This window comes from Allobosea sp. BH3 (genome assembly GCF_025499465.1).
GTDB lineage: Bacteria > Pseudomonadota > Alphaproteobacteria > Rhizobiales > Beijerinckiaceae > Allobosea.
This window is the reverse complement of record NZ_JAIMCA010000001.1, coordinates 712,088-738,495: the sequence shown is the minus strand read 5'-3', so window position 1 is coordinate 738,495 and position 26,408 is coordinate 712,088. Positions and strand designations below refer to the sequence as shown.

Here is a 26,408-nt window from a genome sequence, read left to right as displayed (position 1 = left end):
TCATCGGACGGAGCAGGGATCATGCGGGTCGGAATCAACGGCATGGGGCGGATCGGCCGCCTGGCGCTGAGGGCGGCGCTCGGCGCGGCCGATCGGCAGGGCGATGATCCGCGCTCCGGCAACCGGCTCGATGTCGTGCATCTCAACGAGATCAAGGGCGGGGCGACGGCTACCGCCCACCTGCTCGAATTCGACAGCATGCAGGGGCGCTGGCGTGCCGATATCGGACCTGAAGGCGACGACGCGATCCGGATCGGCGATCGACGGATGGGCTTCTCCGCGGAGGCGGCGCCAGGCGACATTCCATGGGGGGATCTCGGCGTCGATATCGTCCTGGAATGCACCGGCAAGTTCCTCACGCCAGCGATGATCGAGGGCCATCTGAAGCGCGGCGCCAAGCGCGTCATCGTGGCCGCGCCGGTGAAGGACGCGTCGGTGCTCAACGTGGTCGTGGGCATCAACGAGCACCTTTACGACCCGGCCTCGCATCCAATCGTGACTGCCGCCTCCTGCACGACCAACTGCCTGGCCCCGGTGGTGAAGGTCGTGCACGAGAACCTGCGGATTCGGCACGGCCAGATCACCACGATCCATGATCCGACCAACACCAATGTGGTCGTTGACGCTCCTCACAAGGATCTGCGGCGAGCGCGTTCGGCGATGCTGTCGCTGCAGCCGACGACCACAGGCAGCGCCACCGCGATCGCGCTGATCTACCCGGAGTTGAAGGGCAAGCTCGACGGCCACGCCGTGCGCGCGCCGGTGCTCAACGCCTCGCTGACCGACTGCGTCTTCGAGCTGGAGCGACCGACGACCGCTGCAGAGGTCAACGCGCTGTTCGAGGTCGCGGCCAAGGGGCCGCTCGCCGGCATTCTGGGCTTCGAGGCCCGGCCGCTGGTCTCGATCGACTACCAGCGCGACACGCGTTCCGCGATCGTCGACGGTCTATCGACGCTGGTGACCGACGGGACGATGCTGAAGGTCTACGCCTGGTACGACAACGAGATGGGCTATGCCTGCCGCATGGTCGACCTCGCCTGCCATCTTGAGCTGGCCGGGATTTGATCCTGTGACCGAAGGCTCGCGCAACTACGCCATCGTCACCGCGGCCTATTGGGGCTTCACCCTGACCGACGGCGCGTTGCGCATGCTCGTGCTGCTGCACTTCTTCCGTCTCGGCTATTCGCCCTTCACGCTCGCCTTCCTGTTCCTGCTCTACGAGGCTGCCGGCATCGCCGCCAACCTGATCGGCGGCTGGCTCGCGGCGCGATATGGCATCACGCGGATGCTGGTGGTGGGGCTCTCCACGCAGATCCTCGGCTTCCTCCTGCTCTCGGGCCTGTCTCCCGACTGGACGGCGGCAGCTTCGGTCGCCTGGGTCGTCATGGCGCAAGGCATCTGCGGCGTCGCCAAGGACCTGACGAAGACAGCCTCGAAATCGGCGATCAAGGTCGCGGAGGCGGCCGCGAAGGCCGAAGACGCTGAAGGCCGGCTGTTCCGCTGGGTCGCCTGGTTCACCGGCTCGAAGAACGCGATGAAGGGCATCGGCTTCTTCCTCGGCGGGGTGCTGCTGGAGGCTCTCGGATTCAGGGGTGCATTGTGGGGGATGGCCGCGATGCTTGCGCTCGTCCTGCTCGGGGTCGTCACCGCGCTGCCAGCGATGATGGGCAAGGCCAGGGCCAGCACGAGCGCCCGCGAACTCTTCGCCAAGAACCGCGCTGTCAACCTGCTGGCCATCGCGCGCGTCGCCCTGTTCGGGGCGCGGGACGTCTGGTTCGTCGTCGGCGTCCCCGTCTTCCTCTACGCCTCGGGCTGGACCTTCACGATGGTCGGCACGTTCCTGGCGCTCTGGACCATCGGCTATGGGCTGGTTCAGGCAGCGGCGCCAGCCTTCATCCGCCGCAGCAACGACGGGCTATCAAGTGAGGTCCCGGCGGCGCGAATCTGGTCGCTTGGGCTGGCGTTCATCCCCTTTGCCATCGCCGCGCTGCTCGCGAGTGGGGCCGGTCTGCGGCCCGACCTCATCCTTGTCGCGGGCCTGAGCCTGTTCGGGTTCGCCTTCGCGGTGAACTCCTCCGTCCACTCCTACCTGATCCTCGCCTATGCCGGCTCGGAAAAGTCGGCCGAGGACGTCGGCTTCTACTACGCCGCCAATGCGCTCGGCCGCTTCACTGGCACGCTGCTCTCGGGGCTGCTCTATCAGGCGGCTGGGTTACATGGGTGCCTTATAGGGTCCGGTCTGATGCTAATTGCGTGCTTCATGGCGACAACGGCCCTGCCAGGACAACGAAGCGCAACATCGGTTCGTACGTAGCGCAGAGGGGTCGCACCTGATTCTTGCCGGCTCGGGGCTGGCGATCCAATTCGGGCTTAAATGCGTGTTTGCAGATGGCGGTTCCGGAAGCAGCCGTCCCGAAGCCTGGAGACAGTCCGCGCCTCGCATGCCCGCACAGGTTGCCTAAGGGGGACTATGGCGCCATGGTCTTTCAAGGGCGTGGGCGTCGCACACGGTCAATCTGCAACCCACATCCGAAAAGCCACGGTGCCGTTCGACTTCCCTTCCGATCCCAGGTTGATGATGGGACCTCTCGGCGCCCTGATGGCGGGGCTCCAAGCCAACGAGAATATGAACCTACGTTCGCTCTGCCGGCGTCAAAATCGCCTCTGCGCTCGGCTTCAGAAATTCGACTTCATTGGCGTGCTGGAGATCGCTTCCGGCCTCCTTACTCGCCCCGAGAACCATTCAGCTACGCTCCGTATCGAGGCCCTGATCCACTTGGCCGCGATCCATTCCCATGGTCGCCAAAAACCCTCACTTGCTCAGGTACGAGAATGGCTGAATGAGATCCTCGCGAAGGACGCGATCGGCCAAAATGAGGACCCGGTCGAGGACGTCTTCCTCACCCATGCCCCCTCCTTCCGCGGGAACATCCGCGTCTTCGAAGGTGCTTGGCAGGATTCGGCCCACTACCTCACCGACGCCGTTGCCGCCCTGCTGCGGTTGCGCGAACGCGATTGGGTAGAGCGAACACTCGAAGAGGTCATCGCGCTGCAAGGGTTGTCGGAAGCAGTCGCCGAGAAGGCCCGGGTGGAGCGGTACGCCACGGGCGAGGTTCTACCTCATCGCCCCGTCGCGGTCGCTGGCCGGACGGTTGAGGCCGGGCGAGCCGCTGTGGAGTTCACAATATCGGAACTCCTCACGCAGAGGCTCATAGCACGTGACCTGCGCCCCTTTGAGTTCCAGCCCGAAATCGCAGAGGGGCTGATCGAGGAGACACTCGGTCACACTGCCCTCGAGCGTCGCCCGCTCGTGCGCCAAGGCCACCGGCTCATCGTGGCGCTGCCTACAGCAATTAGCGCCGCCGCGCGTCGGCACATCTTAGAAGCCGCCGAGGCGGCGGGAGATCTGGCTGAACTCGGAAAGGCTCTGGAGGCCGTTCAGCTTCAGGATTTTATGCTGGCGTTGCGCAATTCCGGCGTGGATCTCGAAAAGGAGCCGCGCCCGCTCGCTCCAGGCGTTACTGCGGTCGTGGGTGTCTTCGATGACGGCGCATATGTCATCGGCCTCTTTATGGCCGATGACATGTCCTCAGTGCTCAGTGACGGACTTCAAAGCATCGCCACCTTGACCGAGCGACTGCAGGGGCCTGTCGACGCACTTGAGCGCGACCTCGCCGCACGCAAAGATTTCCGGAGAGGACTGACCGTCCTGGGGCACGGCGGGTTGGGCCGCGGCTTCGTCGCCGACTTTGGAGAGCCGCCGTCTGGCTGGCGGCGCGCGCACATGCCAATCGGCGACATGCTGCGGCTCTCGCGGGATCACGATTTCACGGCCTTGCGCATCTGGAAGATCCTTGATCAGGAGGATCGACTGAATGAGCGAGACTACCAGCTAGCCAACTTCAATGGTTTTCTCAACCTCTACGGCTACCTTGAGCAGACCGACTTCAACCTTGTTCCGGCCGAGATGGGCCGGCCTGGCATGGTCGCTCTCGCTACCGACTACGTAGCGCCGTTGCGCACTCGCGTCCGCCGCGCCCTCGACGAACATCTTGTCCAGAGTCCCGATCGCACCCGCTGGGTCGAGGTCCAGCGCCGCGCGACTGACGTCTTCTTCGAAGAACTACGGGCCGCACCGCTTTATGTATCGCATCTGGACATCGTGAATGGTGTCCTGCTGGGTTGCACTGAAACCGAGGCGCGCCCGTGGTGGATAGAGGTTGGCGGGCCGCGTGGCGTCGGCAGGGCGCATTCCTTTATCTTTCGGATATGGGACGCGGCGCTGGGCTGGCTGCTCCGGCTCGCGCCGCGCCTCGAACGCGTCTTGCCGAGCCTTTCCGATGGGCCGATGTCAATCCGCTTGGAGTTTCCCGACATAGCCAACTGGAACGACCAGCAGGCATTGGCGGACACTCCCCAGGGACGCCCCTCGGTCCATCTGAACGACGACGTTATTGTCATCCGCACCGACGCCGCGGCTATGCGCGCCTACAGCGATGCGACCAACGTCGCGGAACGCTACCTTATCGCGGCGATGGCGCTCGGGGCCGCTCAACGGGATGGAACTCCCAAGGACCAGGCGTGGGCGGATGCGCTCGCCGAAGAGATCACCGGCTCCGACGCAGCGCGCTTCGTCCACGCAATACCGGCGACGGGCCCCTTGGAGATGCTGCAGGCTACATTGCGCTTGCCGGCGCCGAGACTCGTGACCGAAGAGGACCTCGCTTGGGCGCGTCTCGGCCTGGCCGGCGACGTCGGCCGATCCCTGCCCGGCGTCATCCCAGACGGAGAAGTAGGTGCACTCCTCCAAACATCGGTTCTGAGGCTATGGGAACGGGTTCGCGCACGGTTGCAGGCGCTTGACCGGCGTAGCGTCATGGAGCACGCGATCCTGAATCACGAGGCGATCGACAAGGAACGTGCGGAATGGCGGCAGACCGCTGCCGCGCTGCTGGCGTTACATGGGGACCAAGCCGACGTGGTCCGCGCCAACAACGAGCGCGAGAGCAAGAGGGCGGGCGCCGGTAGCGCGAGCCGAGCTGTTGCCGAAATGGCCCTCTGCACGTCGCCTGTCGAGGGAGGGCTGCCTTGCTCCGCAGCCGACCTCGACGCCCTCTTAGCTGATCTCGTCGTAATGCTGGATTGCGCCGGGCAGTGTGACGCCTATCACTATGGCCTCGCCGCCGCGCCATTGCGGATCACCCAAAACCTGTCGTTTCTCTTCGATCAAGGCTTCCTGCACGGACTTCATCTTCCGTACATCAATGCACATCAGGAGCGCGCGTTTCGCGACGAGGCTGGCAATTACGGTGACGCCTTTAAGCGCCTGGGCCATGGTGAAAACGCTCCCGAACCGCTGATTTCTAAAACCTTTCACGCGGCCGTGCTGGCAGAGTACGGCATGGGCCTCGAGGATCTCGTCGGGCTCAGCTTCGAGATGGCGCAGGCGGCGATGGAAGCGGGATCGCCCGTGTTGTGGATGTCGCGAAGCGAGGTGCTCGAGCGGCTTTCCGGCAGCGACCGCGACGGCCCGGTCGACGCCGAGAAGGCGTTCGACGCCTTGACTTTGAAGCCGCGGGCGAAGTGGGATGAGCCACGGCCCGAAGGCGCCCGGGCGCGTGACTGGCAGCCCTGGCGCATGGACCGCAAGCTCTCGCTGATCCGGCGACCGCTGCTTCAGCTCGACAACGCGGCCAATCCGGCGGTCCTCGTGACGCCCGGCCTGCTGGCGCGAGGTGTGCGCCGCATCTTCGATGCGGGAGACGGTCGGCTTCCATCGGAAATGTTCGACAGCCGCGCGATGCATAAGTGGATTGGTACCGTCGTCGACGAACGCGGACATGCGTTCAATCATGACGTGGCCGCGGCACTTCGCGACAACGGCTTCGAGACACGGCCCGACGTTCAACTAAGCGAGCTGGGCGGCGGCAAGGAACTTGGGGACGTTGATGTGCTGGCCTGGCGGCGCGAAACGGGAGAGGTTTGGCTTGTCGAGTGTAAGCGCCTCCAGCTTGATCGGACGGTGGCTGAGATTGGCGAGCGGCTGGCGGACTATACAAGCCGCGGCGAACGTGGTGGCAAGCGCACTCCGATCCAGAAGCACCTGGACCGCATAGACTACGTGCGCGCCGCCCCCGCTGGTCTCAGCCGGGTCACAGGCATGCCTGTGCACACGATGAAGATCCATTCGGCGCTCGTTACGGACTCTCTAGTGCCGATGCAATTTACCGCGAGAATGACGCACCTAGTGGATCGAGTAGTTGACTATCGCAATCTCGGCTCTGCCTTCTCTGCCTGAGCTTGGACGGCGCAGGTTCGATCGTTGCTGGATACGCCGTTGCGAACGGCAGAATGCGATTGAAGGAAGGATTGCTAATTCGCCCCTTTGAACCGATTGGTGCCAGGCGCCGCTTATTCGGTTGGTTTTCCATCCTTCGAAAACCGCTTTAAGAACGCGATCAGGTCTTTGATCTCCTGCTCGTTCTTGATCCCCGCGAAGACCATTTTGGTACCCGGGATCTTGGCCTTGGGATCCTTGATGTATTCCCCGAAGACGGCCTCATCCCAGGTGATGCCGGAGTTCTTGTTGGCCACCGAGTAGCTGTACCCCTCCACCGCGCCGGAGTGCCGTCCGAACAAACCGTTGAGCTGCGGCCCGACGCCGTTCCTGGCGGTCTCGCCGACCTGATGGCACGCTCGGCACTTGTTCCAGGATTTCTCGCCGGCCGCGATGTCCTGCGCAATGGCGCCGGTTGCCGATAGGGCGACGAAGGCAAGCATAGGCCAGACGGATTTCATGTCCTCGATGCTCCTGATGGGGTTCTGGATCAGACGACGAAGCCGTCGCGGAAGGGGTGAAAAAGCACCGTGTCTCCTGGCAGGACGCCAGCGTTCTCGGCAGCGATCTCGGCCAGGCCATCGGCTTGGACGAGCGGTCTCAAGCGAGCCGACCCTCCTCGCCCGAGAATCTCGACGCCCCCATCTTCCAACAGGCGGGCCGGCACGAACTCGGCGCGCCCGGGACGCCTGTCGAAGCGAGAGCGACTGGTTATCGGGCAGCCGAGGCGACGCCGCGGAGGCCGGCCCTCGAGCGTGCTCACCATGGCGTGGCCAAGGATGAGCCAGGAGACCAAGCTCGACACCGGGTTTCCTGGAAGACCCAGATAGGCCGCTGCACCGATCGAGCCGACGACGGCCGGTTTCCCTGGCTTCAGCGCGATTCTCAGCGCTTCTCCTTGCCCTCCTGCCCTCTGGAGGGCGGTCAGGGCATGATCCTCTTCGCCCACCGATGCGCCGCCGCTGGTAATGACGAGGTCCGCACACTCGGCGAGTTCGCGCATGCGGGCGGAAAGGCGGCCCGCATCGTCCGGCACCCAGCCGCCGTCGATCGCGATCAGGCCAGCCTGCGCAATGAGGGCGAGCAACATCGGCCTGTTGGAATCGTAGATCGCGGCGGCCTCCAGGCCGGTGCCGGGTTGTCGCAGTTCATCGCCTGTGGAGATCACCGCGATGCGCGCACGGATGCGCACGTCGATGCGGTCGATCCCCTGCGCCGCCAGCAGCGCTACGTGACGGGCGTCGAGCCGTTCACCCGCGCCGAGGAGCGGCTCGAGCGGCTCGATGTCCTCGCCGCGATATCGCACGTTGTCGCCCGCTCTGATCGGCCGGCCAAGTATGATGACGTTTCCCTCGCGCTCCACGTGTTCTTGCATGACGACGGCGTCGGCCCCGTCGGGCAGCGGAGCGCCCGTGAAGAGGCGAGATGCCTTGCCCTCTAAGACCCTCTTCCCGACCGAGCCTGCGGCGATCCGGTCGATGACATCGATGCGCGAACCGGGGGGTAGGCCATCGCCGGCGGCGAGGGCGTACCCGTCCATGGCGGACTGAGTGAAGGGTGGCATGGCCACCCTGGCCGCGACGGCCGCCGCGAGGGTGCGTCCCATGGAACCGAAGATCGGCACCGTCTCTGTTTCTCGCAAGCGCGCGGCGTATCGCGCCGCGCAAGCGCAGGCTTCCGGAACCGACAGGAGGTCTTTCCGAGGCTCCCGCAGAGCGCCGAGGGCCTGTGGGGTGATCGCGATCGTCATGAATGGGACCCGACAGGCGAGGGCTGGAGCACTGGAGCATAAGGGATATGGCCGCTCGCGAAGGAGCGGCCATATAGGCGCGTCGATCAGACCGCGTACTCTTGGCTCTTGAAGGACAAGTGCCTGGTTCCCTCCGGGGCGTTGGCGATCTTCCGGATGTTGCCCCAGGTCTGCTTGTAGTTCGGGATGACGAACTCGTTGACGCCGGCCGAGACGACGTTCCCTTGGACGCCGGTCGGAAACGCGAAGAGCATGAAGGCCTGCTTCCGCTTCGCCGAGGGGGTGGGATAGGCCATCGCCTGCGTCGAGCCATTGTCGTTGAAGACCTCGACCAGATCGCCGTCCTTCAAGCCGAGCTCCGTCATGTCGGCGGGGTTCAGTTCGATGAAGGGGTAGGGTTGGCGGGCCATGACAAAGTCGTCCTGCTGGTCGAGATAGGCACTCTGCCAGACGAGGTTGGCGCGCCCATTATTGATCAGGAACGCGAACTTGTCCTTCTCGGCCTGCTTCCCGGCGGCCTGGAGCCCACGCCACTGCGTCTCCATGAAGGTCGCCTTGCCGTCCTTGCCGCCGAACTTGCCATCGGCAAAGAGGCGCTTGGTGCCGACGATCTTGCCGTCGGCGAAGCCTGTGGCAGGCTCCTGGAAGCCGTTGGTGCCCATCGCCTTCAGCCTCGCATAGGTGACGTGCTCCCCACCCTTCTCGTGCTTGGCGTACCCGTCCATGAAGGCGTCTTCCTCGGTCTTCCAGTCGAAGCCTTCAAAGTTGTCGGCGACCTGCGCCATCCCCATCTCGCGGTAGACGCGTTCCATGTTGTTGGCGATGCGAGCCGCGATCAGGCAGTCCGGCATCGCGCGGCCGGGCGGGTCCATGTAACGCTCGACGAGGCGCATGCGCCGCTCCCCGTTCATCGAGGTCAGGTTCATTTCACCCGAAGTGGCGGCGGGCAACCAGACATGGGCGGCCTGCCCGATCTGGGTCGGCACGATGTCGACGTCGACCGAGAACAACCCGCCCTTCTTGATGGCGTCGACGATCGCCGTGACGAGCGCGGCGCGGTCGCCGAAGGGCACCGAGTCCATGGCTTCCTTCACCATGTCGGTGCGCTTCTTGTAGTTGCGCTTGAACTGATGGGCGTTGAGGGTGGTCTTGTAGTGGTCGCAGGCCCAGACGTGGTGGACGCCGCCCTTGCCCTCGAGCAGGAGCTTGTCGACATAGGCGGCCGGACGACCTACATGCGCGTCGGAGGGCCGCGAGTAGCCTTCCTGATGGCCACCGAGGCGCACGCAGCCCCCGCCCGGCCGGCCGATGTTGCCGGTGGCGAGCGCGACGTTCACGAGAGCGCCGTTGGTGCGGTAGTTGTCGTTGCCCCAGATCAGGCCCTTCTCATAGGCGAACATGGTACGGCGGCGGGCATTCCCCTCCTTCGGCATCGCGATCCATTCGGCGGACTGTCGGATCTGGTCGACCGTCAGCCCGGTCAGGGTTGCCGCCTGTTGGAGCGTGGTCTTGTTGGCGGCGACCATCTTGTCGAAGCCGTTCGTGGAAGCCGCGATCAGCGCTTTGTCCGTCCACCCCTTCTCCGCGATATAGGTCATCCAGGCGTTGAAGAGGGCGAGGTCCGTGCCCGAGTTGATGGCGAGGTGCATCACGTTGTCCTTGCCCGCCTCGGTCTCGCAGGCATTGACCGTGACGGTGCGGCGCGGGTCGACGATGATGATCCGGCCGGCAGCGTGGGGCTCGTTCGGAAGTTCGGCCTTCTTCTTGTCGATGGAGGTGCCGCGCAGATTGGGCACCCAGTGATTGAGGAAGTAGTTTGTCTGGGTCTCCAGCGAGTTGGCGCCGACCATCACGATCGTGTCCGCGAGCTGGGCGTCCTCGTAGCAGTTGTTGAGCTCGCCGACGCCCATGTCTCGGGTGGCGTGGACCTCGGAGTTGTAGGCTGGCCGGTTGTGGATCCGGATGTTTTTCACCTTCATGGCGCCGAAGTAGAGCTTCCCGGTGCCCCAGGTGTTCTCGTAGCCACCGCCGGCTCCGCCATGGTCGAAGGCTGACACGAAGAGACCGTCCTCGCCCTGGTCCCTGACGACCTGGCAGGTGACGCGGGCGACGAGGTCGAGAGCGTCATCCCATGAGGTCGGCGACATCGCGCCATAGCGCCAGACCATGGGGTCGGTCAGGCGCTGTGCCTGAGTCGAGCGTGCCTCGGAGAAGGAGGTCTCGGCCATCCGGGCGCCGCGAACCGAGCCCAGGCCGGAATTCACGGAGCAGCCCTTGTCCGGCATGATCACGAGGTGGACGTCCTTACCGCCCTGTTTAACGATGTTGTACATCGAGGGCGAGTACCAGGCGTCGCTGTTGGCGCCCTCCTGCTTTGACAGGTCGGCCTTGAACTTGTTCTGGCTCGGGTCAGTACCGCCCTGCTTGTTGATGTCCCAGGTGTAGGCCTTGTAGCCGCAGCCGACGATGCAGAAGTGGCAGGTGACGTTGTGCTCCTTGGCGTCCGCTGGGACGATTGGGAGGCGGTCGATCTGGCGCTTGTAGGTCATGGTCGATCCTCCCCTCAGAGCACGTTGGACAGGCGGCCGTAGAGGAGCTCGTCGAGCCCCTCCGCCACGATGTCGCCGTTGGCTTCGACGCGAAGCGCGTATTGCGGGAGGTTCTGCGTCGCCTGGCCCCAGATCTGCTGCCCACCGGCTTCACAGTCGAAGCGTGAGTAGTGGCCAGGGCAGTTCAGGGTCTTGTCGGTCGCGTTGAAGGCGAGCGGGTAGCCCTTGTGGGGGCAGAGCGTCGCGAAGCCCACGATGTCGCCATCGGGGCCGACGCCCCCGGGGACGCGCTTGCCGAGCTTGATGAGGACACCAGGCGCGTCTGCGTCGGGATAGGAGACGTCCTTGGGTTCGTTGACCTTCAGCTCCGAAACGGTCCCAAGGCGGTTGACCGGATAATCGACGCGGGCGGATGCAGGCTTGGCCTGAGCCGTTCCCGGGACCATCGTGGTCGCCGCGGCACCTGCTGCGGCGATGCCGGCTCCCGACAGGAACCGGCGTCGGCCGATGTCGACCATCAGATCGCACTTCTTCATTGGGAACCCTCCAGACCTGCTTCTTCTGAGCCGGCGCTGGAGGACTGCAGATCGCGTGCCGATCGAGCTCTGCTTTAGAAATGTTTTAATTTCAATTACATGGGCTTTTCGCGCGTCTCTCGGATGTTCGGGATTCCGAACATGCTGCGAGCGCGAACGTCCGGCTTTCCGGTCATGCCGAGGGTGTCGGAATCCCGTGGCGCTTCATCTTCTCCCACAATGTCGTACGGGAGATTCCCAGGGCCTTGGCCGTCGCCTGCATGGCTCCGCCGTTCTCCGCCAGCACCCGGATGATGTGCCGGCGCTCTGCCTCGTCGCGTACGCCATCCAGTCCCTCGCGCATTCCTGACGGCAATGTCGGCGCCATGTCGGGGAAGAGATCGCCGGGCATCAACAGAGGCCCGTCGCCGAGAGCGATCCCCCGCTCCACGCGGTTTCTCAGTTCACGCACATTCCCCGGCCAGCTATGCGCGAGCGCGGCCTCAAGCGCTAAAGCGCTGAGGCCGTGGATGCGGTCCCCAGCTTGTTCCTCACGCTCCAAGACGAACCGGTCAATGAGCCAGACGATGTCCTCGCCACGGTCGCGAAGCGGCGGCAATGGCACATTCACGACGTTGATGCGGTAGAGGAGATCCTCTCGGAAGGTGCCCGCCCTCACCTTCGCGGGGAGGTCAGCATTTGTCGCGCAGACGATGCGGGCCTTGAAGGCCTGGGGTTGCTCGCCGCCGACGCGGGTGAACGTCCGGTCCTCCAGGAGACGGAGGAGCTTGGCCTGCAGCCGAGGGGCGAGATCGCCAATCTCGTCGAGGAAGAGTGTGCCCGTGCCGGCGCGCTCGGCGTACCCCAAGTGGCGTCCTTGCGCTCCGGTGAAGGCGCCCTTCTCGTGGCCGAAGAGTTCGCTTTCCATGAGCTCGGCAGGGATGGCCGCACAGTTGACTGCCATGAAGGGACCGGCATCGCGTCCACGCGAGGCGTGGAGGAGGCGGGCGCAGACTTCCTTGCCGCTTCCCGTCTCGCCGGTCAGCAGGACCGGTGCGCTGACCTTGGCCAGACGGACCAGGGTTCGTTCTACCGCGCGTATGGCAGCCGAGACGCCTAGAATGCCGTGATCATCGCCCTCGAGCGGGTCGGCGAGCGCCTCCAGGCGCTCGAGGAAGGCTGCCATGTCGAATGGCTTCGTGACGTAGTCGCCCGCTCCGCAGCGCATCAGGCGTACGGCCTGGTCGATCTCGCCATAGGCGGTCATGAACAGGAAAGGCGGCGCGCCTTCGGACTTGACGGCTTCGGCGAAAATGTCCTCGCCGGACCCGTCCGGCAGCTTCAGGTCGCAGACCACGGCATGGTGCCGGCTGCGAGCAAGTCCCGTCACGGCGTCGGACTTCGTGCGCCACCAGCTGACCTGGGCGCCTTCGAGCGTCAGGCGCTGGACCAGCGACTCTCCCATGATGGGATCGTCTTCGATGACCCCAATGGCCCGGCGTTCAAGCGACATCGCGCATCTCCTCCACAGCCACTAGCGGAATGATAACGCGCACGAGGGCGCCACCGATGGGAGACGTCTCGACGGCGATGCGGCCGCCGAGATCGTGCACGAGGCGCCGTGTCATCCAGAGCCCCAGGCCACTGCCGTCACCCGAGGAAACGGGCTTGCCGACACCGTCGAGCACCGCCCGGGCGTCCTGGCTAAGGCCAGGCCCTTGATCGTGTACGGACAAGTCAAGCTGGTCGCCGGATACCGAGGCCCCGAAATGGACCCGCGCGCCCGTTGGCGAGGCTTGTAAGGCATTCAGGAGAAGGTTCAGGGCGATCTGGCGCACACCCGAGGCGGGCACGGGCAGCTCCCGCTCGATCGCGTTGCTCCAGTCGAGGATCAACGCGCGACGCGCCATCTCCGGCCCGAGCAGCAGCTTCAGGTCGTCCAGGTCGGCAGCGCCGAGGTTTCGCGGGTCGCGGTCGGCGCGGTAGGTGGCGAGCGTGGCGCGGACGACATCGCGGATGCCCCTCAGGCCCCTCTCGATCAGGTCGAGCGAGGCGTTGCGCACGGCAGGCTTTTCGCCGTGCCGCTTGATCGTGTCGATGGCGTTGAAGAGCCCCCCGAGGGGGTTATTGATCTCGTGGGCCATGCCGGACGCCAGACGTCCGAGGCTCGCCAGGCGCTCCTCGTTCGCCAGCTCCTTCGCGATCGCCTCTCGGTCGTTGACGGCGTCTGCCATGATGTTGAACCGCCGAAAGAGACGACGGAATTCGTAAGTCGCCCCCTGAACCTCGACTGCGCGAATAGGCTGGACTGCGCCTGCGACACCAAGGTCGAGATGGCGAGAGAGCGTACGCAAGGGCCCGAGCATCCGCCGGATGATCCAGTAGCCGACGGCAGCCAGAAGGACGGCAATCGCCGCATTCGTCCAGACCAGCGTTCGCAGGACGTCCTCGCGCTCCCGCAGTAGGTGGCGGACGTCGTAGTCGACATAGATCGCGCCGATGCGCCGATCCTGGTAGACAAGGTCTCGACGAGAGTAGGCCCTCGCGCTCGCGGCATCCACGATCAACGCGCTCTCGCCCTGGAAGGCCTTCTCCCTGTCGGCCTGCCGGCTGAGTACAGGAGTCTGCTTCGGATCGCTGGCGGCGATGGTCTGCCCATTCGTGTCTACGACGACGATCGTCGCGCGGCCGAAGCCGCCTTCGAGGCTGGCGCCACGGTCGATGGTGTCGAAGACCTCCCAGATGTCGTCCCTCAAGACATGAGGGACTAGCGCGGCGGCGAGGCCGTTCAGATAGATCGTCGACATCGCGGCCACGTGGCGTTCCTGCGTTTCGCGCAGGCGGGAAAGAACCGCGTTCGTCATGACGCCGCTGACGACGAGCATGAAGGCCGCCACGAGGAGGGGAGCCTTGAAAGCAAGCGGCCATTGCCGCGGATCGAATGACGACAGCGTCATCCCAAGGCCCTCACGAGATCGACCCGCCGGGCGATACTGTCGAAAAGCGAGGGCTCGCCCTTCGCGAAGCCATCCAGGCGGAGCAGGCCAAGGACGTCGCGACCGACAGGATCGCCCGGCATCGCGAACAGGGCCTTGCGAAGCTTCGCGATCCCTTCGGTCGCGGCGTTGTTGGCCGCGGTCGCGATCGGCGGGAACCCCATCCAGTCCGACCGCCACGCCGGGACGGTCTGGCGCGTGAGCTCGGCCTCCGTCTCGGTCATGACCTCCCAGACGTAACCGTCGACGCTACCGGACTGGGCGAGGCCCGCTGCGACGGCTCGCACGACGTTGCGATGGCCATAGGTGAAGAATGTGCGTTTGAAGAAGTCCGGCGCCTTGATTCCCCTCTCCGCCAACAGCGCCCGGGTGACGAGGTATCCCGAGTTCGAATCCGGATCGGAGAAAGCGTGGATGTCGCCACGCAGATCGTCGATGGCCGACGCTTCCCGCCCCGCTGAGACGATGAGGTAGCTCTGGTAGGTCATCCGTCCCCGCCAGATCGGCACGGCGACGAGTTCGAGCTCGCGGCGGTAGGCGATGAAGGGAAAGCCGCAGATCCAGGCCGCATCGAGAAGCCCCGAGACGAGCTGAGAGGTGATCTCTTGGTAGGTCCGCTTGAGGACGAGTTGCACGTCAGCCCCCATCGCAGCGCTCAGGTACCTCTGGAGCGCCTCGAGCAGCTCCAGATCGGAGCTCAGGAAGACGGGCGTCAGTCCGAAGCGGAACGGCTGCGCAGCGCGCACCATAGGCGGGCTGGAGACCGCCAGGGCACCTGTCAACGCCCCGAGCACCGCCCTACGCGTGGGCGGCCACAGTACTCGACTTCGTGGTCGGTGCTGACCGACGGACACTATGGCCTCCCCGATCGTATTGTTTTCTTTGCAGTCTGTGCTGTCGGGGAACGACCGTCAATTCGGTATCCCAGGCGACTTCCACCCGTCTCCTCCCTCGCGCCTCCCTGCTAGGATGGAGCTCATCGCGGGTCAGGTGTGCAAGTAGGATACCACTGACGGCATCGGCGATGGCGCCTCAACCGGTCATTCGCCAAGGCAACAGCACACGGAGCTCTTGTCGGCTTTGCGCCGCTCTACAACAAAGTGCGACGGCCATGCACAGAGGGGCGCGAGGGAGGCGAATGCCCCCAAGCAGGCCTCACATCACGCCCCTCTTCCTTGGCGTTCAATCGCCGCAGTAGGACTCCGCGAATCACGACGCCTGGGTTATATGGCGTACGTCGGAGCGCGTCAGAGCCGCGCGTAGCAGCAGGGGCTGCCTTATCCGACCAGCCGAGGTTGAGAGCCTTATTGAGCGTCTTGCGTTCCAGCGCGGGATGCCCCGCTGGCTCCTCATACCCGTGCGATGATCTCTAGGAAGATTCCTTATACGCCACTGCCAAGCCACTGCCGGGCGGTCCATCGCGCGGCCGCTGTGGCGACGGCGTGGTCCAACGTCGGGATCGACCGGAGAGGTTTCAACGCAAGACCCTCGCGCGCGACGCCTACGCAAACGTTTTCAGACGATCTGGAGTTTTACCGCTATTGTCTGTGCCGCGTTGCCGACGTGGCCTACGACAGGCTTCTAAAGCACGTCGACGTATCCGGCCCACGCCTCAAGGCCTGCAGCGTTTTTCGCCTGGTCCTCACGGTCAGCCACACCGTGTTCCCCTGCCATGTTGGCCACGCTCGGAAGCTACAGAGGCTGATCCGCGCCCTCGAGAACGAGATCAAGGGCGTCTGCGTCTCTTGGACGGCATGCCTCCATGTCGATCAAGCCAGCTACCTCCATTGGGACCTGACTGTCGTGGTCAAAGATGACCAGGTTGGCGACTTCGAGCGTGCCTGGAAGCACATACACGCCTCCGGGTGGAAGGGCTCGGGACGGAGTGGCCGATCGTCCTGCGACGCCAGCCCTCAGGGCAATTCGCTCAAAGACCTTCGTCGCAGTGTCAACTACACGGTCGAGTTCGACCGGTTCAGGGAGAACCCGGAATGGACGCGCGCTGCGCTCCGCGCGCTCGGGATGTCCCGTGGTTGCGGGATCAAGCAGATGCGCCGGAGCGGTAGCAACCCCTGCTACAAAATTGCCGCTAAGTCACTGACTCAGCAAGCGAACAGCGCAGGTAAATCGGCAAGCGGAATCCAAGGGACGACTACGTATCATGCTAAGTCAAGCCGGACACCGCCTAAGACGTCCCGGAGGCCACGGAAGTCGGGTGGCAAGCGAGGAAGGCCCCAGCTGGTTCTGGGACCGGCGTATGGGCCCCGGAGGCGTCGCGATCGCCTGTCCAGGATGACCACGCCGGCTCCACCGGCGGCGGCGACAAATAAGGCCCAGGTGGTCGCGACCACACCAACACAGACCCTCGGTGCTGCACCCCCGGCGTCTGCTGGGTCCTGCAAGTTCGTGAAGCGGCGCTCAACGGCCACGACATCGTCGGTCTACCCAGTGCCACCAGTGATCCAGGGGGACAAAACCACGCATGATCGGCCTGCAGAGGTGGTCATGGTATCGCCATCACTGCGTGCGGCCTCCCTCGGGGCCGTCGTCCTGCTTGGAAGCGTCCCGGCGTGGCTGGAAACCGCCACAGCGGCGCTTATTCCCGTGTCGAATTCACCTGTTCACCGCCAATCCGGCATGACCTCGCTCTCGTCATGTGCGGTGCGATCACTGATACGCTGGCAACATGAAAAGATCTGTCCGTCACCCGCGCCAACGGGGAAACAGCGCCGCTCCCTGAAGCGCGCCCTGGCCAAAGCACTCGAGCGCCGTCCGTGGCGCCGATCGCGGACCACACTTCGGAGAGGCGCTCTAATCACCCTGCTAGCACATGCGTTGGACCAGATACGAGACGAGGATGCCTCAAGGGCATCGCGGAGCGCCGACACTCGGTGGGCTTCTACAAACACATTACCAGCGAGCGAGGCGGTCATAGACGTCCTCGACTACGGCCTCGTTGGAGACGGAACGACCGTCAACCAATACGCCCCCGAAATGGCCGACAAAGGCCCTAGCCAGTCGGGGGTCCTCAAACGCAATGCGAATGTTCTCCGAACCGGGAGCCGGATCGAGCACGCGAAAGCCGATTTGCCAGTCGCCGCACCAGCTGTCGATCCGGCGCAAGCGCTCCGGCGCCGCCGCGGCGTCGACCTTCATTTCTACATGGTGGATGAACCCTGGCATCACGCCCTTCCTACGACGGGGACCTCATCGATCCGCGTGGTGTAACGTGGCGACCGCATGTCGAACTTCGTAATCCATGCCTTGTTCTGCCGAGCGATGCCCGCCGCCGCGGGGAAGACAACGCCGCGTCCCAGTTTCCGGTTGCAGGCGTCCAGCGCCTCCATGAGGCGGCCGCTCCTCTCGCGGTCGAGCGAGCCGATGAGGGCGCGCTGCGAGGCTTCCAGCGGCACGATGTCGACCGTCATCAGCCCGGCCTTCGCGTAGCGGTAGCCGGACTTCCAGATCCGGCGGGCGCCCCACTTGGCCGCGCGCACGAGGACGAGCGTGTCGTTGCTCGCCTCGGGGAAATCCACCGTGGTCGAGACGCTGCGGGCAGGGCCGCGATCGTAAGGCGAGGTATGGAAGAACACCGTGACATGGTCCGTCGCCAGGCCGTGGTGGCGAAGCTTCTCGCCCAGCCGCGTCGCATGCGCCGCGATGGCTTCCTGCATCATGTCCGGGTCGTCGACGCGGCCAGCGAACGACCTGGTCACAGCGCAGCCCTTCCGGGTCGGCGCGACGGTCTCCAAGTCGATGCAGGGCTGACCTCGAAGCTCATGGATGATGCGCTCGCCGACGACTGTCAGGGTCGTCCTAGCGAGCTTGGGATCCAGCGCGGTGACGTCGGCTGCCGTCTTGCAGCCGAAGGCGCGCAGCTTGGCCTGGCTGGCTCTGCCGATGCCCCAAACGTCCGCCAGATCGACCAGCGGCAGCCACTCGCGCCGGGCTTCCTCGCTGGTCAGGTCGCAGACGCCAAGGAGTTGAGGCGTGCTCTTGGCGATCTTGTTGGCGAGCTTCGCCAGCGTCTTGGTGGGGCCGATGCCGACGCAGGTGGGAACGCCCGTCCAGGTTGATACCGTCGACCGCAGGTCCCGGCCGAGCTCCTCGCGCTGCTCGGGGGCGACCGGGGTGAAGTCGAGGAAGCTCTCGTCGATGGAGTAGATCTCGATGTCCGGGGCGAAGCGCTGGTAGACGGTGTTCATCCTGTGGCTCATGTCGCCGTACAGCGTGTAGTTGGACGAGAAGACGACCACGCCCTCGCGCTTGCAGAGGTCGCGGATCGAGAACATCGGCGCTCCCATTTTGATCCCGAGGGCCTTCGCCTCGGCCGTCCTGGCGACCGCGCAGCCGTCGTTGTTGGACAGAACGATGACTGGCCTGCCCTTCAGCTTCGGATCGAAGACCCGCTCGCAGGAGCAGTAGAAGCTGTTGCCGTCGATCAGGGCAAAAGAGCGCGTCATCGCCGGAAGCGCCGCACCGTGTTGGTGACGACGCCGAAGATCTCGATCTGGGCATCCCTCCCGGGGTCATAGTCCGGATATCGCCGGTTGCCGAACGCGAGACTTGATCGACCGCCGGCGAGCCTGAAAATCTTGATCGAGCGCTCGCCGTTGACGTCGACCACGACGGCGTCGCCGTCCCGCGGCAACAGGCTGCGGTCGACCGTAATCAAGCTACCGTCGAAGATCCCGACGTCGATTGCGCTGTCGCCGGCAACCTTCATGACGAAGGTCGCCGGGGCGTTTTGGATCAGAGTACGTGATAGGTCGATGGGCGCGTCCAGGTAGTCGTCCGCAGGGCTTGGGAAGCCCGCTCGCACCGCCTTCAGGTAGACCGGCAGGAAGATCGGCGGTCCAAGGACGGCGGGCGACATGTGCATCGGAAAGGGCTCCTATTGAAAGAACAAAATAGGAACATAGCCTCTCATCGAGTCAAGATGCGAGTTGGCAACACCAGGGCCGCGCCGCTAGCCTGGTACTGCTGGGGAGAGACGCATGAGCACCGAAGACGCCGCCGTCGAGGTAAAGGATGGCAGGATTCTGATCAACGGCGCGGACCAGGGCCTAGAGGTCGCCCACCATCAAGGCCTGCGGATGACTGTAACGGGCCTGCGTAAGGCCCGCACGGTCCAAATGCTCGATGGCCGCCGGCTCGACGACACGCGAATTCATGGGATGGGCATCCTGGACGGCACTCTCGGCATCGTCGGATCGTCCCACAAGGTGAAGGCCGTTGCGGTCGTCGTGCAGTCGGCTCCTACCGGCGAGGAGCGGCTGGATTGGCACACCTACGTCGGCTACTCGGCGGACGACGAATTCCCTGATGATACGCCTTGGGCAGTGCAGGCACGCCTGCCGCCGGAGGTCTGGGCAATGCTGATCGCCGAGTTCGACGCTGGACGCGTGCAGCGGCTGAACATGGACGTGGACGGTGGGATGTGGAGCAAGCCGACGCCGTTCTTCCATGACCCGAGGCCACATTTGATGCTGCCCCCAAAAGGAGGTGGTGCAGGTCATGCGATCGCGAAGACGACCTCCATCACCTGGGGAACCGAGATGGTGGCCGTTCCGGACGAAGCAACCGCTCCCCTCACACCGCCGGGAGACGGCAAGGTCCGTCAGCTGCTGACCTGGGGGCTGCCGGCGATCGTCGCGCTGCTTGCGATCATCGCGGCGAGAATCTGATCATGGGGCAGCAGAAACACGACGTTCCCGATGAGCCCGAGGATGATGGCTGGGACGACGACGTCCCATGGGCAGATCCTCAGATCCAGAGCGACTATGAGGCCGCGCTGGGTCGGTTCCTGGTCGCGTTCAATCGGATCGACAACGAGGTCTCACAGCTCATCTCAACGGTGCTGCACCTGTCCGAACGTGTGGACCTCATCGAGCCCATGACCATCCGAACGGATTTCGCGCGCAAGCTCCAGGTTCTGGATCTGCTGACGCTCGCGAAGCATTCCGGCCAGTTGGGCGAGGCGCCCATCGAGGAGATGCGCAAGCTCGCCGGCGAGCGGAACGTCGTGGCCCATGGGCACTTCGATCAGAACCCCTTTGACGGGGATTATCAGCTGAAAGGCAAGGGTCGCTATTCGGACTATAGCGCCAAACGCCTCGACGGCCTGACCCAGCGCTGCAATGAGGTCTGGCAGAAGCTGCGGTTTGTCGACGCCTGCTTTCACTTTGAACCCCTCGAAGTGGATGACGACGGCAACATCGTCCCCTCTTCGGATGCCGGCTCTCAAACGTCGTGACGGACGGCCCGACCATGGGACGTGTCCCTGTTGCCGCCACCTCGCTGAACGCAGGGAGTGCGAATTTCCATCACCAACGGCAAACCACGGGAACGGGCGGCGAACATCGAATGGCGAACCTTTCTCTAAACCTTTGATTTTAAACGCTGTTCACAGTCCCTTCCGGGACGCCATTATCCCATCTCGAGGCCTGAGCAGCGCGATGTCCTTTGGTGTCTTCTGCCGAAACTGGCGCTCCATGTCTGCGATGCACTAGTCACGAGACATGGATAACCTTCCGCCGCATGAAATCTTCACGCATGTCCGCATCGTCATGGGCATGGTGGTCGGCCTCGCCATCACGCGCATCCTCGCTGGCGTGGCCGGCTTCATCCAGCATCCCGGCCGCCAGCGCGTGTCGCTGCTGCACATGCTCTGGGTCGGCTCGATCCTGCTCGAGCTCGTCCTGTTCTGGTGGTGGGAATTCGGGCTGTCGCGTTTGACGCTCTGGAGCTTCGGCTTCTTCGTCTTCGTGATCGGCTATGCCGTGGTGCTCTACCTGCTGGCGGCGCTGCTGTTTCCCGACAGCATCTCCGAATATGCCGGCTACGAGGATTTCTTCATCAAGCGCCGGCGCTGGTTCTTCGGCCTGCTGGCGGCGACTTTCCTGCTCGACATCGTCGATACGCTGATCAAGGGCAAGGAGCACTGGACCCAGCTCAGCGGCGATTATCTTGTGCAGGTGCCGATCGGGCTCGCGCTGTGCCTGATCGGCAGCCTGTTCGCGCAGCGTTCGGTGCAGCTCGCGCTGGTCGCCACGAACATCGCCTATCAGGTCTACTGGATCGGCGTCGTCGTCTACATTGTCTGAGCGCGATCGGCCGCCGGGCTGCCGTGCCGCCCGGCTCAGCCTGCGGCAAACGGTGCGAAGTGCTGCACGACCTGCCTGTAGACGCCCTGCTTGAAGGGAATGATCAGGTCCGGCGTCTCGGCGAGCCGCGCCCAGCGCCAGGCGTCGAACTCGGCCTTGTGGCCGCCGGCCGGGGTCAGGATGTTGATCTCCTCCTCGGCGCCGGTGAAGCGGAAGGCGAACCATTTCTGCGCCTGCCCGCGCCAGCGACCCTTCCAGGCTTCCTTGCCGATGTCGACCGGCAGGTCGTAGCTCAGCCAGCCCGGCGCCTCGCCGAGCAGCTCGACGGAGGTGACGTTGGTCTCTTCCTGGAGTTCGCGGCGGGCGGCCTGCAGCGGTGTCTCGCCCTCGTCGATGCCGCCCTGCGGCATCTGCCAGGCATGGCCCGGCGCGACATGCTCGCGCTTCGTCTTGTCGGCACGCTGGCCGACGAAGACGAGGCCTTGTGGGTTGAACAGGGCGAGCCCGACGCAGGGGCGATAACCTTCGGGAGCGGCGTCGGTCATCGTAGCGCTCCGGTCGTCCTGAGGGAGCCGGTCGAGCCGGGGTTGCGGAAGCCGCGGGCCGCGCTGACCGGCACGAGCGCGATCTTCCTGGCCTCCAGCGTCTGCGCCCAGCGGGCGATCCGGTCGATCGAGATCGGCAGGGCGCTGGCGGAGGCGACAGCGATGCCCTGTTCGCGCGCCATCAGCTCAAGGGCGGCCAGCTCCTTGTCGATCGCATCGGCGCGGGTGACGCCATCGATCACGCGGTCGATCTTCAAGGCCGGGATCTGGGCGCGACTGGCGGCGCTCGCCAGCAGGCTGCGCGGCGAGGAGCCGTCATCAACGACCATCAGGCCGCGGCCGGCGAATTCGCGCAGGATCGGGGAGAGGGCATCCTGATCGGCGGTGAGGCGCCCGCCCAGGAAATTGACGATGCCGACATAGCCGGTGAAGCGGCCGAGAGACCAGTGCAGCTTGTCGATATTATCCTGTGCCTTGGGGCCGGTGAGCAGGGTGTGCGGACCCGGGTCGTTGTCGGGATAGTCGAAGGGCTCCATGGGCAGCTGCAGGAAGACCTCGTGGCCATCGCCGCGGGCCCGTTGCACGACGCGTTCGAGCTCCGTGCCATAGGGGGCGAAGGCAAGGGAGATTTGGCCGGGCAGCCGGGCGATGGCCTCAGCCGTGCCGTTCTGGCTGATGCCGAGGCCGCCGACGAGGATCGCGACCCGGCCGACGGGCTTCGCGGAAGGCTCCGGGCCGAGGGGGCGGGCGTAGATCTTGGCCGGGGTCGCGCCTTCGGGGCCCGTCTTCGGCAGGAGGCCGTAGCGTGTGCGCTCGGTGAGCCGGCTGTCGGGGGCGGTCGCGAGCTTGATCGGGCCGCCTTCCTCCGGAACGGTGATGATGATGGCGCCGGGGGCTTCCTCGCCCGCGCGGACGACGGTCACGCCTGCATTGTTCTCGAGCTGGGAGGCACTTGCCGGCCCCGATGCCGGAGCGGGGGTGGGCGAAGCGCCGGTCGGCTCCGTGGCGGAAGCCGGCGCGCGCTTCTCGATGGATGCGATGGCGATGGGCTGGCCGCCATCAGGGTCGCGGCGGAGCGCGACGACGAGCAGCAGGCCGAGGAGGACGGCGCCGACGCAAGCGAAAGCGCCCGTGCCGAGCCAACGGCCCCACGGCTTTCCGGTAGGCGCGGCCCGGTCCTGGCCGAGTGCCCGGTTAAGCTCCGTCAGCGGCGTTGCGGCCGGTTGGCCGCCCTCAAGGTTGCGAAGCGGACCCCGAATCAGTCGAGGCCGCACCCGCTAGTCTTGTCGCCGATGGCGCGCCGCGTCGAGACGGAAGAGCGTCATTCTCGGGCTCGGCCCGAGAATCTCCGATAAAACCGGTCACCTCCCCGTCATGAGATGCTCGGGCCAAGCCCGAGCATGACGAGGCTGTTGCCGGCGTTACGGCTTGGGGGCTTCCGGCGTCGCCGGCTTTTCGGCCGGCGCGGCGGCGTCCTTCTTGACGCCGCGGAGCTGGTTCATCGCCGCGATGAGCTGGGTGTCCTTGGTCGGATCGTTGGGGACATAGGAAGCGGAGCCGGACTGCTCCTCGCCCTCGCCCGCGGCCTTGAGATGGCCCTTGAGAGCGGCCTCGCCCTTGTTCTCGCCGAGCTTGTCCTTGATCTCCTGCGGGATGTCCTGCTGGATCTCGATGTCCGGCGTGATGCCCTTGGCCTGGATCGAATTGCCCGACGGCGTGTAGTAGCGCGCCGTGGTCAGGCGCAGGCCGCCATTGGAGCCGAGCGGGATCACGGTCTGGACGGAGCCCTTGCCGAAGGAGCGGGTGCCCATCACGACCGCGCGCTTGTGGTCCTGCAGCGCGCCGGCGACGATCTCGGCCGCCGAGGCGGAGGAGCCGTTGATCAGCACGACGACCGGCTTGCCCTTGGTCAGGTCGCCCGACTTGGCGTTGAAGACCTGGGTCTCCTCGGCGTTGCGGCCGCGGGTGGAGACGATCTTGCCGCGATCGAGGAAGGCGTCGGAGACGAGCACGGACTGGTCGAGGCGCCCGCCACGGTTGTTGCGAAGGTCGATGACGAAGCCCTTGAGCTTGTCGGCGCCGATGTCGCTGGTCAGCTTGTCGATCGCCTTGCGCAGCCCGTCATAGGTCTGCTCGGAGAAGGTGCCGATGCGGATGTAGCCGATATCGTTCTCGACCCGCTCCTCGACCGCCGGCACGACGATGGTCGAGCGGGTGAGGGTGAACTCGAGCGGCTCGGTCTTGCCCGGACGGTCGATCTTGAGCGTGACCTGGGTGTTGATCAGCCCGCGCATCTTCTCGACGGCCTGGGTCAACGAAAGACCCTTCACCTCGGTGCCGTCGATCTGGCGGATGATGTCGTTGGCCAGGATACCGGCCTTTGAGGCGGGCGTATCGCGGATCGGCTTGGCGACCTTGAGGATGCCGTCCTCCATCGTCACCTCGATGCCGAGGCCACCGAACTGGCCACGCATGTCGGTGTCCATGTCGCGGAAGGACTTCGAGTCGAGATAGCTGGAATGCGGGTCCAGCGACGAGACCATGCCGTTGATCGCGGCCTCGATCAGCTTCTGCTCATCCGGCTTGTCGACATAGTCGGTGCGGATCTTCTCGAAGATATCCCCGAAAAGATTGAGGCTGCGGTAGACTTCCGCCGAGGCGGCCACGGCGCTGGTGGAGCTCAGCAGCCGGGTCTGAGTAGCCAGTCCGGTCAGGCCCGCGCCCATGATGGCGCCGGCGAGAACGAGGGAAACCTTGCGCATCATCCGCGAACCTTTTCGCCTTGCGATTTCATCCACCACGGCGCCGGGTCGACCGAGACGCCGTCTTTCCTGAACTCAATATAGAGGACCGGCTGGCCGGTTCCCACTCCTACCGTCGTCGCTGCAGCTTCCGATGTTTCGCCCATCGTCGCAACCGGTTCCCCGGCCAGGACGAACTGATTGAGCGCGACGTCGATCCGCTGCATGCCGGCCAGCAAGATGTAGTATCCACTGCCCGCGTTCAGGATCAAGAGTTGTCCGAAGGAACGGAAGGGACCCGCATAAACCACCCAACCGTCAGAAGGCGCCGAAACTAGGGCGCCCGGCCGCGTCTCCAGAGAAATTCCGCGCGTCGAGCCGCCGGCGCCGTCGGCATCGCCAAAGCCACGCAATCGTGATCCCGCCACAGGCAGGGAGAGCAGGCCCTTGGCGTCGGCGAAGGCGATCTTGGGGGCAAGGCGGGCCGGATCGCGGAAGGCGAGCGCCGTCATGCGCTCGCGCTGGTCGCGCGTCTCCTGTTCGATCGCCTGGCGCGCGGCGTCCGCGGCCCGGTTCGCGACGGAGATCTCCTTCTCGATCTTCTCGACGAAGTCCCGCATCGAGCGGGCCTGGCCGGCGAGCTCGTTGCCGAGCGCGCGCTGGGCCTCGACATCCTTCGCCGCAGTAGCCTCGCGCTCGCGCCGTGCCTCGATCAGTGAGGCGAGGCGCTGCCGCTCACCGGCGAGCCGCTCCATCTCCTCGCCGATCCGGCCCTTATCGGCGGCGATATTGTCGCGCAGCCGGACCAGCTCGGCGAGGTCGGTGCCAAGAATCTCGATCTCCATGCGCAGGTCGGGAACGACGGCGCCGAGCAGCATCGAGGCGCGTACGGCTTCCAGGATGTCCTCCGGCCGCACCAGCACCGCCGGCGGCGGGCGCCGCCCTATGCGCTGCAAGGCCGCGAGCACCTCGGCGATCAGGCCGCGACGGCTTTCGAGCGAGCGGCGGATGGCCGTCTCGCTGGACTGCATCAGGGCAAGCCGCTTCTCCAGCTCGCCCAGCTTCTGCTCGGCCCCTTGCGTCTTCGTGGTGGCATCGAGCAGCGCCCGGTTGAGCCCGGCGCGGTCGGCGCGGATGCCGGCGATCTCCTTTTCCAGCGCGGCGCGCGCATCCACATTGCCCGCGAGGCGCTCCTCGATCGCCTTGAGCTCGGCCTCGCGCGCCTGCTTCTCGACGAGCTTCTGCATCGTCTCACGGGCGAGGGCGTCAGGGTCGGGCGCCGCGGTCTGGGCGGAGGCAGGCGTGCAGAAAGCTGCCGCCAGCAGAGCAACGAGGCTCAGGCGGCGCAGCCGGGAGCGAATCAGCGGCGCGGCGGAACTCATGCGCGATGATAGGGGTGTCCTGCGATGATCGTCATCGCCCGATAGAGCTGTTCCAGCACAAGTGCGCGGACGATCTGGTGCGGGATCGTCAGCGCTCCGAAGGCCAGCGTCAGCTCGGCGCGCTCGCGGATCTCATCGCTGAGGCCGTCGGCGCCGCCGATCACGAGGCTCGCATGGCCCGTGCCGGCGTCGCGGGCGGCGGCAATGCGGCTGGCGAAAGCGTCGCTGCCGAGCTGGCGTCCGCGCTCGTCGAGTGCGATCAGCAGGCCGGGCTGTGCCTTTGCGAGGATGGCTTGCGCCTCCTCGCGCTTGCGCTCCTCGGGGCGGCGGCCGCGGCTCTCGGGAATCTCGACGATCTCCGGGCCGCTCAGGCCCATGCCGCGGCCAAGCTGCGAGCCGCGCTCACGATAGCGTTCGCAGAGCTCCCGCTCCGGCCCGTCCTTGAGCCGGCCGACGGCGATGACCGCGAGACGCACCGAACGGGGAC

At 65.3% G+C, this 26,408-nt stretch carries 21 protein-coding genes; 6 read left to right on the top strand and 15 right to left on the bottom strand.

Features of this window, described 5'->3' with window-relative positions; translation table 11 throughout:
* Positions 1 to 21: 21 nt before the first annotated feature.
* From BoBH3_RS03500 to BoBH3_RS03490, 3 genes are all read left to right on the top strand, one after another.
* Entirely contained in the window at positions 22 to 1,065 is a 1,044-nt protein-coding gene (locus BoBH3_RS03500) for an ArsJ-associated glyceraldehyde-3-phosphate dehydrogenase (RefSeq protein ID WP_262329355.1), read from the top strand.
* A 4-nt stretch (positions 1,066 to 1,069) separates the two neighbouring features.
* Positions 1,070 to 2,314: an organoarsenical effux MFS transporter ArsJ gene (arsJ, locus tag BoBH3_RS03495; RefSeq protein WP_262329354.1), complete on the top strand. Its 1,245-nt coding sequence runs from the start codon at positions 1,070 to 1,072 to the stop codon at positions 2,312 to 2,314.
* 228 nt (positions 2,315 to 2,542) lie between these two features.
* A complete protein-coding gene (locus BoBH3_RS03490; protein ID WP_262329353.1) occupies positions 2,543 to 6,298 on the top strand; it encodes a hypothetical protein in 3,756 nt (1,251 codons plus the stop codon).
* Positions 6,299 to 6,411: 113 nt separating this feature from the next.
* Here BoBH3_RS03490 and BoBH3_RS03485 read toward each other — a convergent pair whose 3' ends face one another.
* The 10 genes from BoBH3_RS03485 to BoBH3_RS03440 all read right to left on the bottom strand — a co-directional run bounded on the left by BoBH3_RS03485 (position 6,412) and on the right by BoBH3_RS03440 (position 19,029).
* Positions 6,412 to 6,798, bottom strand: a complete 387-nt coding sequence (locus BoBH3_RS03485; RefSeq protein ID WP_262329352.1) for a c-type cytochrome — start codon at positions 6,796 to 6,798, stop codon at positions 6,412 to 6,414.
* Positions 6,799 to 6,827: 29 nt separating this feature from the next.
* On the bottom strand, positions 6,828 to 8,087 hold the full coding sequence (locus tag BoBH3_RS03480) for a molybdopterin molybdotransferase MoeA (protein WP_262329351.1): 1,260 nt from the start codon (positions 8,085 to 8,087) through the stop codon (positions 6,828 to 6,830).
* 86 nt (positions 8,088 to 8,173) lie between these two features.
* Positions 8,174 to 10,636, bottom strand: coding sequence for an arsenate reductase (azurin) large subunit (locus tag BoBH3_RS03475; protein WP_262329350.1), 2,463 nt, complete (start codon positions 10,634 to 10,636; stop codon positions 8,174 to 8,176).
* Positions 10,637 to 10,650: 14 nt separating this feature from the next.
* Complete coding sequence (locus BoBH3_RS03470) at positions 10,651 to 11,172, bottom strand: arsenate reductase (azurin) small subunit (protein WP_262329349.1); 522 nt, start codon at positions 11,170 to 11,172, stop codon at positions 10,651 to 10,653.
* A gap of 172 nt (positions 11,173 to 11,344) precedes the next feature.
* Entirely contained in the window at positions 11,345 to 12,664 is a 1,320-nt protein-coding gene (locus BoBH3_RS03465; RefSeq protein ID WP_262329348.1) for a sigma-54-dependent transcriptional regulator, read from the bottom strand.
* A complete protein-coding gene (locus BoBH3_RS03460) occupies positions 12,654 to 14,108 on the bottom strand; it encodes a sensor histidine kinase (protein WP_262329347.1) in 1,455 nt (484 codons plus the stop codon). The genes BoBH3_RS03465 and BoBH3_RS03460 overlap by 11 nt, the downstream gene beginning before the upstream one ends.
* Positions 14,105 to 15,001, bottom strand: coding sequence for a substrate-binding domain-containing protein (locus tag BoBH3_RS03455; protein ID WP_316045078.1), 897 nt, complete (start codon positions 14,999 to 15,001; stop codon positions 14,105 to 14,107). Before BoBH3_RS03455 ends, BoBH3_RS03460 begins: the two co-directional genes overlap by 4 nt.
* A gap of 2,056 nt (positions 15,002 to 17,057) precedes the next feature.
* Positions 17,058 to 17,330 (bottom strand): hypothetical protein, encoded by a 273-nt coding sequence (locus BoBH3_RS03450; protein WP_262329346.1) that lies wholly within the window; start codon positions 17,328 to 17,330, stop codon positions 17,058 to 17,060.
* On the bottom strand, positions 17,330 to 18,610 hold the full coding sequence (locus BoBH3_RS03445; RefSeq protein WP_262329345.1) for a Y-family DNA polymerase: 1,281 nt from the start codon (positions 18,608 to 18,610) through the stop codon (positions 17,330 to 17,332). Before BoBH3_RS03445 ends, BoBH3_RS03450 begins: the two co-directional genes overlap by 1 nt.
* Positions 18,607 to 19,029 (bottom strand): LexA family protein, encoded by a 423-nt coding sequence (locus BoBH3_RS03440; RefSeq protein ID WP_262329344.1) that lies wholly within the window; start codon positions 19,027 to 19,029, stop codon positions 18,607 to 18,609. The genes BoBH3_RS03445 and BoBH3_RS03440 overlap by 4 nt, the downstream gene beginning before the upstream one ends.
* A gap of 115 nt (positions 19,030 to 19,144) precedes the next feature.
* Here BoBH3_RS03440 and BoBH3_RS03435 point away from each other — a divergent pair, with 115 nt between their 5' ends.
* From BoBH3_RS03435 to BoBH3_RS03425, 3 genes are all read left to right on the top strand, one after another.
* Positions 19,145 to 19,834 (top strand): hypothetical protein, encoded by a 690-nt coding sequence (locus BoBH3_RS03435; RefSeq protein ID WP_262329343.1) that lies wholly within the window; start codon positions 19,145 to 19,147, stop codon positions 19,832 to 19,834.
* A gap of 2 nt (positions 19,835 to 19,836) precedes the next feature.
* Complete coding sequence (locus BoBH3_RS03430; protein WP_262329342.1) at positions 19,837 to 20,403, top strand: hypothetical protein; 567 nt, start codon at positions 19,837 to 19,839, stop codon at positions 20,401 to 20,403.
* 265 nt (positions 20,404 to 20,668) lie between these two features.
* Positions 20,669 to 21,253, top strand: a complete 585-nt coding sequence (locus BoBH3_RS03425; RefSeq protein ID WP_262329341.1) for a hypothetical protein — start codon at positions 20,669 to 20,671, stop codon at positions 21,251 to 21,253.
* A 35-nt stretch (positions 21,254 to 21,288) separates the two neighbouring features.
* On the opposite strand, the gene BoBH3_RS03420 is transcribed toward BoBH3_RS03425, so the two are convergent.
* The 5 genes from BoBH3_RS03420 to rlmH form a co-directional block, all read right to left on the bottom strand.
* Positions 21,289 to 21,798: an RNA pyrophosphohydrolase gene (locus BoBH3_RS03420; RefSeq protein WP_262329340.1), complete on the bottom strand. Its 510-nt coding sequence runs from the start codon at positions 21,796 to 21,798 to the stop codon at positions 21,289 to 21,291.
* Positions 21,795 to 23,072, bottom strand: coding sequence for a divergent polysaccharide deacetylase family protein (locus tag BoBH3_RS03415; RefSeq protein ID WP_262329339.1), 1,278 nt, complete (start codon positions 23,070 to 23,072; stop codon positions 21,795 to 21,797). The genes BoBH3_RS03420 and BoBH3_RS03415 overlap by 4 nt, the downstream gene beginning before the upstream one ends.
* A 147-nt stretch (positions 23,073 to 23,219) precedes the next feature.
* Entirely contained in the window at positions 23,220 to 24,560 is a 1,341-nt protein-coding gene (locus BoBH3_RS03410; RefSeq protein WP_262329338.1) for a S41 family peptidase, read from the bottom strand.
* On the bottom strand, positions 24,560 to 25,921 hold the full coding sequence (locus BoBH3_RS03405; RefSeq protein WP_262329337.1) for a murein hydrolase activator EnvC family protein: 1,362 nt from the start codon (positions 25,919 to 25,921) through the stop codon (positions 24,560 to 24,562). The genes BoBH3_RS03410 and BoBH3_RS03405 overlap by 1 nt, the downstream gene beginning before the upstream one ends.
* Complete coding sequence (gene rlmH / locus BoBH3_RS03400) at positions 25,918 to 26,397, bottom strand: 23S rRNA (pseudouridine(1915)-N(3))-methyltransferase RlmH (RefSeq protein WP_262329336.1); 480 nt, start codon at positions 26,395 to 26,397, stop codon at positions 25,918 to 25,920. Before rlmH ends, BoBH3_RS03405 begins: the two co-directional genes overlap by 4 nt.
* Positions 26,398 to 26,408 lie beyond the last annotated feature (11 nt).

What these genes read in the sequence shown, in the direction of transcription:
- BoBH3_RS03500 (WP_262329355.1), top strand. Translation starts at nt 22, where the DNA reads ATGCGGGTCGGAATCAACGGCATGGGGCGGATCGGCCGCCTGGCGCTG.
- BoBH3_RS03485 (WP_262329352.1), bottom strand. Translation starts at nt 6,798, where the DNA reads ATGAAATCCGTCTGGCCTATGCTTGCCTTCGTCGCCCTATCGGCAACC.
- BoBH3_RS03480 (WP_262329351.1), bottom strand. Translation starts at nt 8,087, where the DNA reads ATGACGATCGCGATCACCCCACAGGCCCTCGGCGCTCTGCGGGAGCCT.
- BoBH3_RS03475 (WP_262329350.1), bottom strand. Translation starts at nt 10,636, where the DNA reads ATGACCTACAAGCGCCAGATCGACCGCCTCCCAATCGTCCCAGCGGAC.
- BoBH3_RS03470 (WP_262329349.1), bottom strand. Translation starts at nt 11,172, where the DNA reads ATGAAGAAGTGCGATCTGATGGTCGACATCGGCCGACGCCGGTTCCTG.
- BoBH3_RS03465 (WP_262329348.1), bottom strand. Translation starts at nt 12,664, where the DNA reads ATGTCGCTTGAACGCCGGGCCATTGGGGTCATCGAAGACGATCCCATC.
- BoBH3_RS03460 (WP_262329347.1), bottom strand. Translation starts at nt 14,108, where the DNA reads ATGACGCTGTCGTCATTCGATCCGCGGCAATGGCCGCTTGCTTTCAAG.
- BoBH3_RS03450 (WP_262329346.1), bottom strand. Translation starts at nt 17,330, where the DNA reads ATGCCAGGGTTCATCCACCATGTAGAAATGAAGGTCGACGCCGCGGCG.
- BoBH3_RS03445 (WP_262329345.1), bottom strand. Translation starts at nt 18,610, where the DNA reads ATGACGCGCTCTTTTGCCCTGATCGACGGCAACAGCTTCTACTGCTCC.
- BoBH3_RS03440 (WP_262329344.1), bottom strand. Translation starts at nt 19,029, where the DNA reads ATGCACATGTCGCCCGCCGTCCTTGGACCGCCGATCTTCCTGCCGGTC.
- BoBH3_RS03435 (WP_262329343.1), top strand. Translation starts at nt 19,145, where the DNA reads ATGAGCACCGAAGACGCCGCCGTCGAGGTAAAGGATGGCAGGATTCTG.
- BoBH3_RS03430 (WP_262329342.1), top strand. Translation starts at nt 19,837, where the DNA reads ATGGGGCAGCAGAAACACGACGTTCCCGATGAGCCCGAGGATGATGGC.
- BoBH3_RS03425 (WP_262329341.1), top strand. Translation starts at nt 20,669, where the DNA reads ATGGATAACCTTCCGCCGCATGAAATCTTCACGCATGTCCGCATCGTC.
- BoBH3_RS03420 (WP_262329340.1), bottom strand. Translation starts at nt 21,798, where the DNA reads ATGACCGACGCCGCTCCCGAAGGTTATCGCCCCTGCGTCGGGCTCGCC.
- BoBH3_RS03410 (WP_262329338.1), bottom strand. Translation starts at nt 24,560, where the DNA reads ATGCGCAAGGTTTCCCTCGTTCTCGCCGGCGCCATCATGGGCGCGGGC.
- BoBH3_RS03405 (WP_262329337.1), bottom strand. Translation starts at nt 25,921, where the DNA reads ATGAGTTCCGCCGCGCCGCTGATTCGCTCCCGGCTGCGCCGCCTGAGC.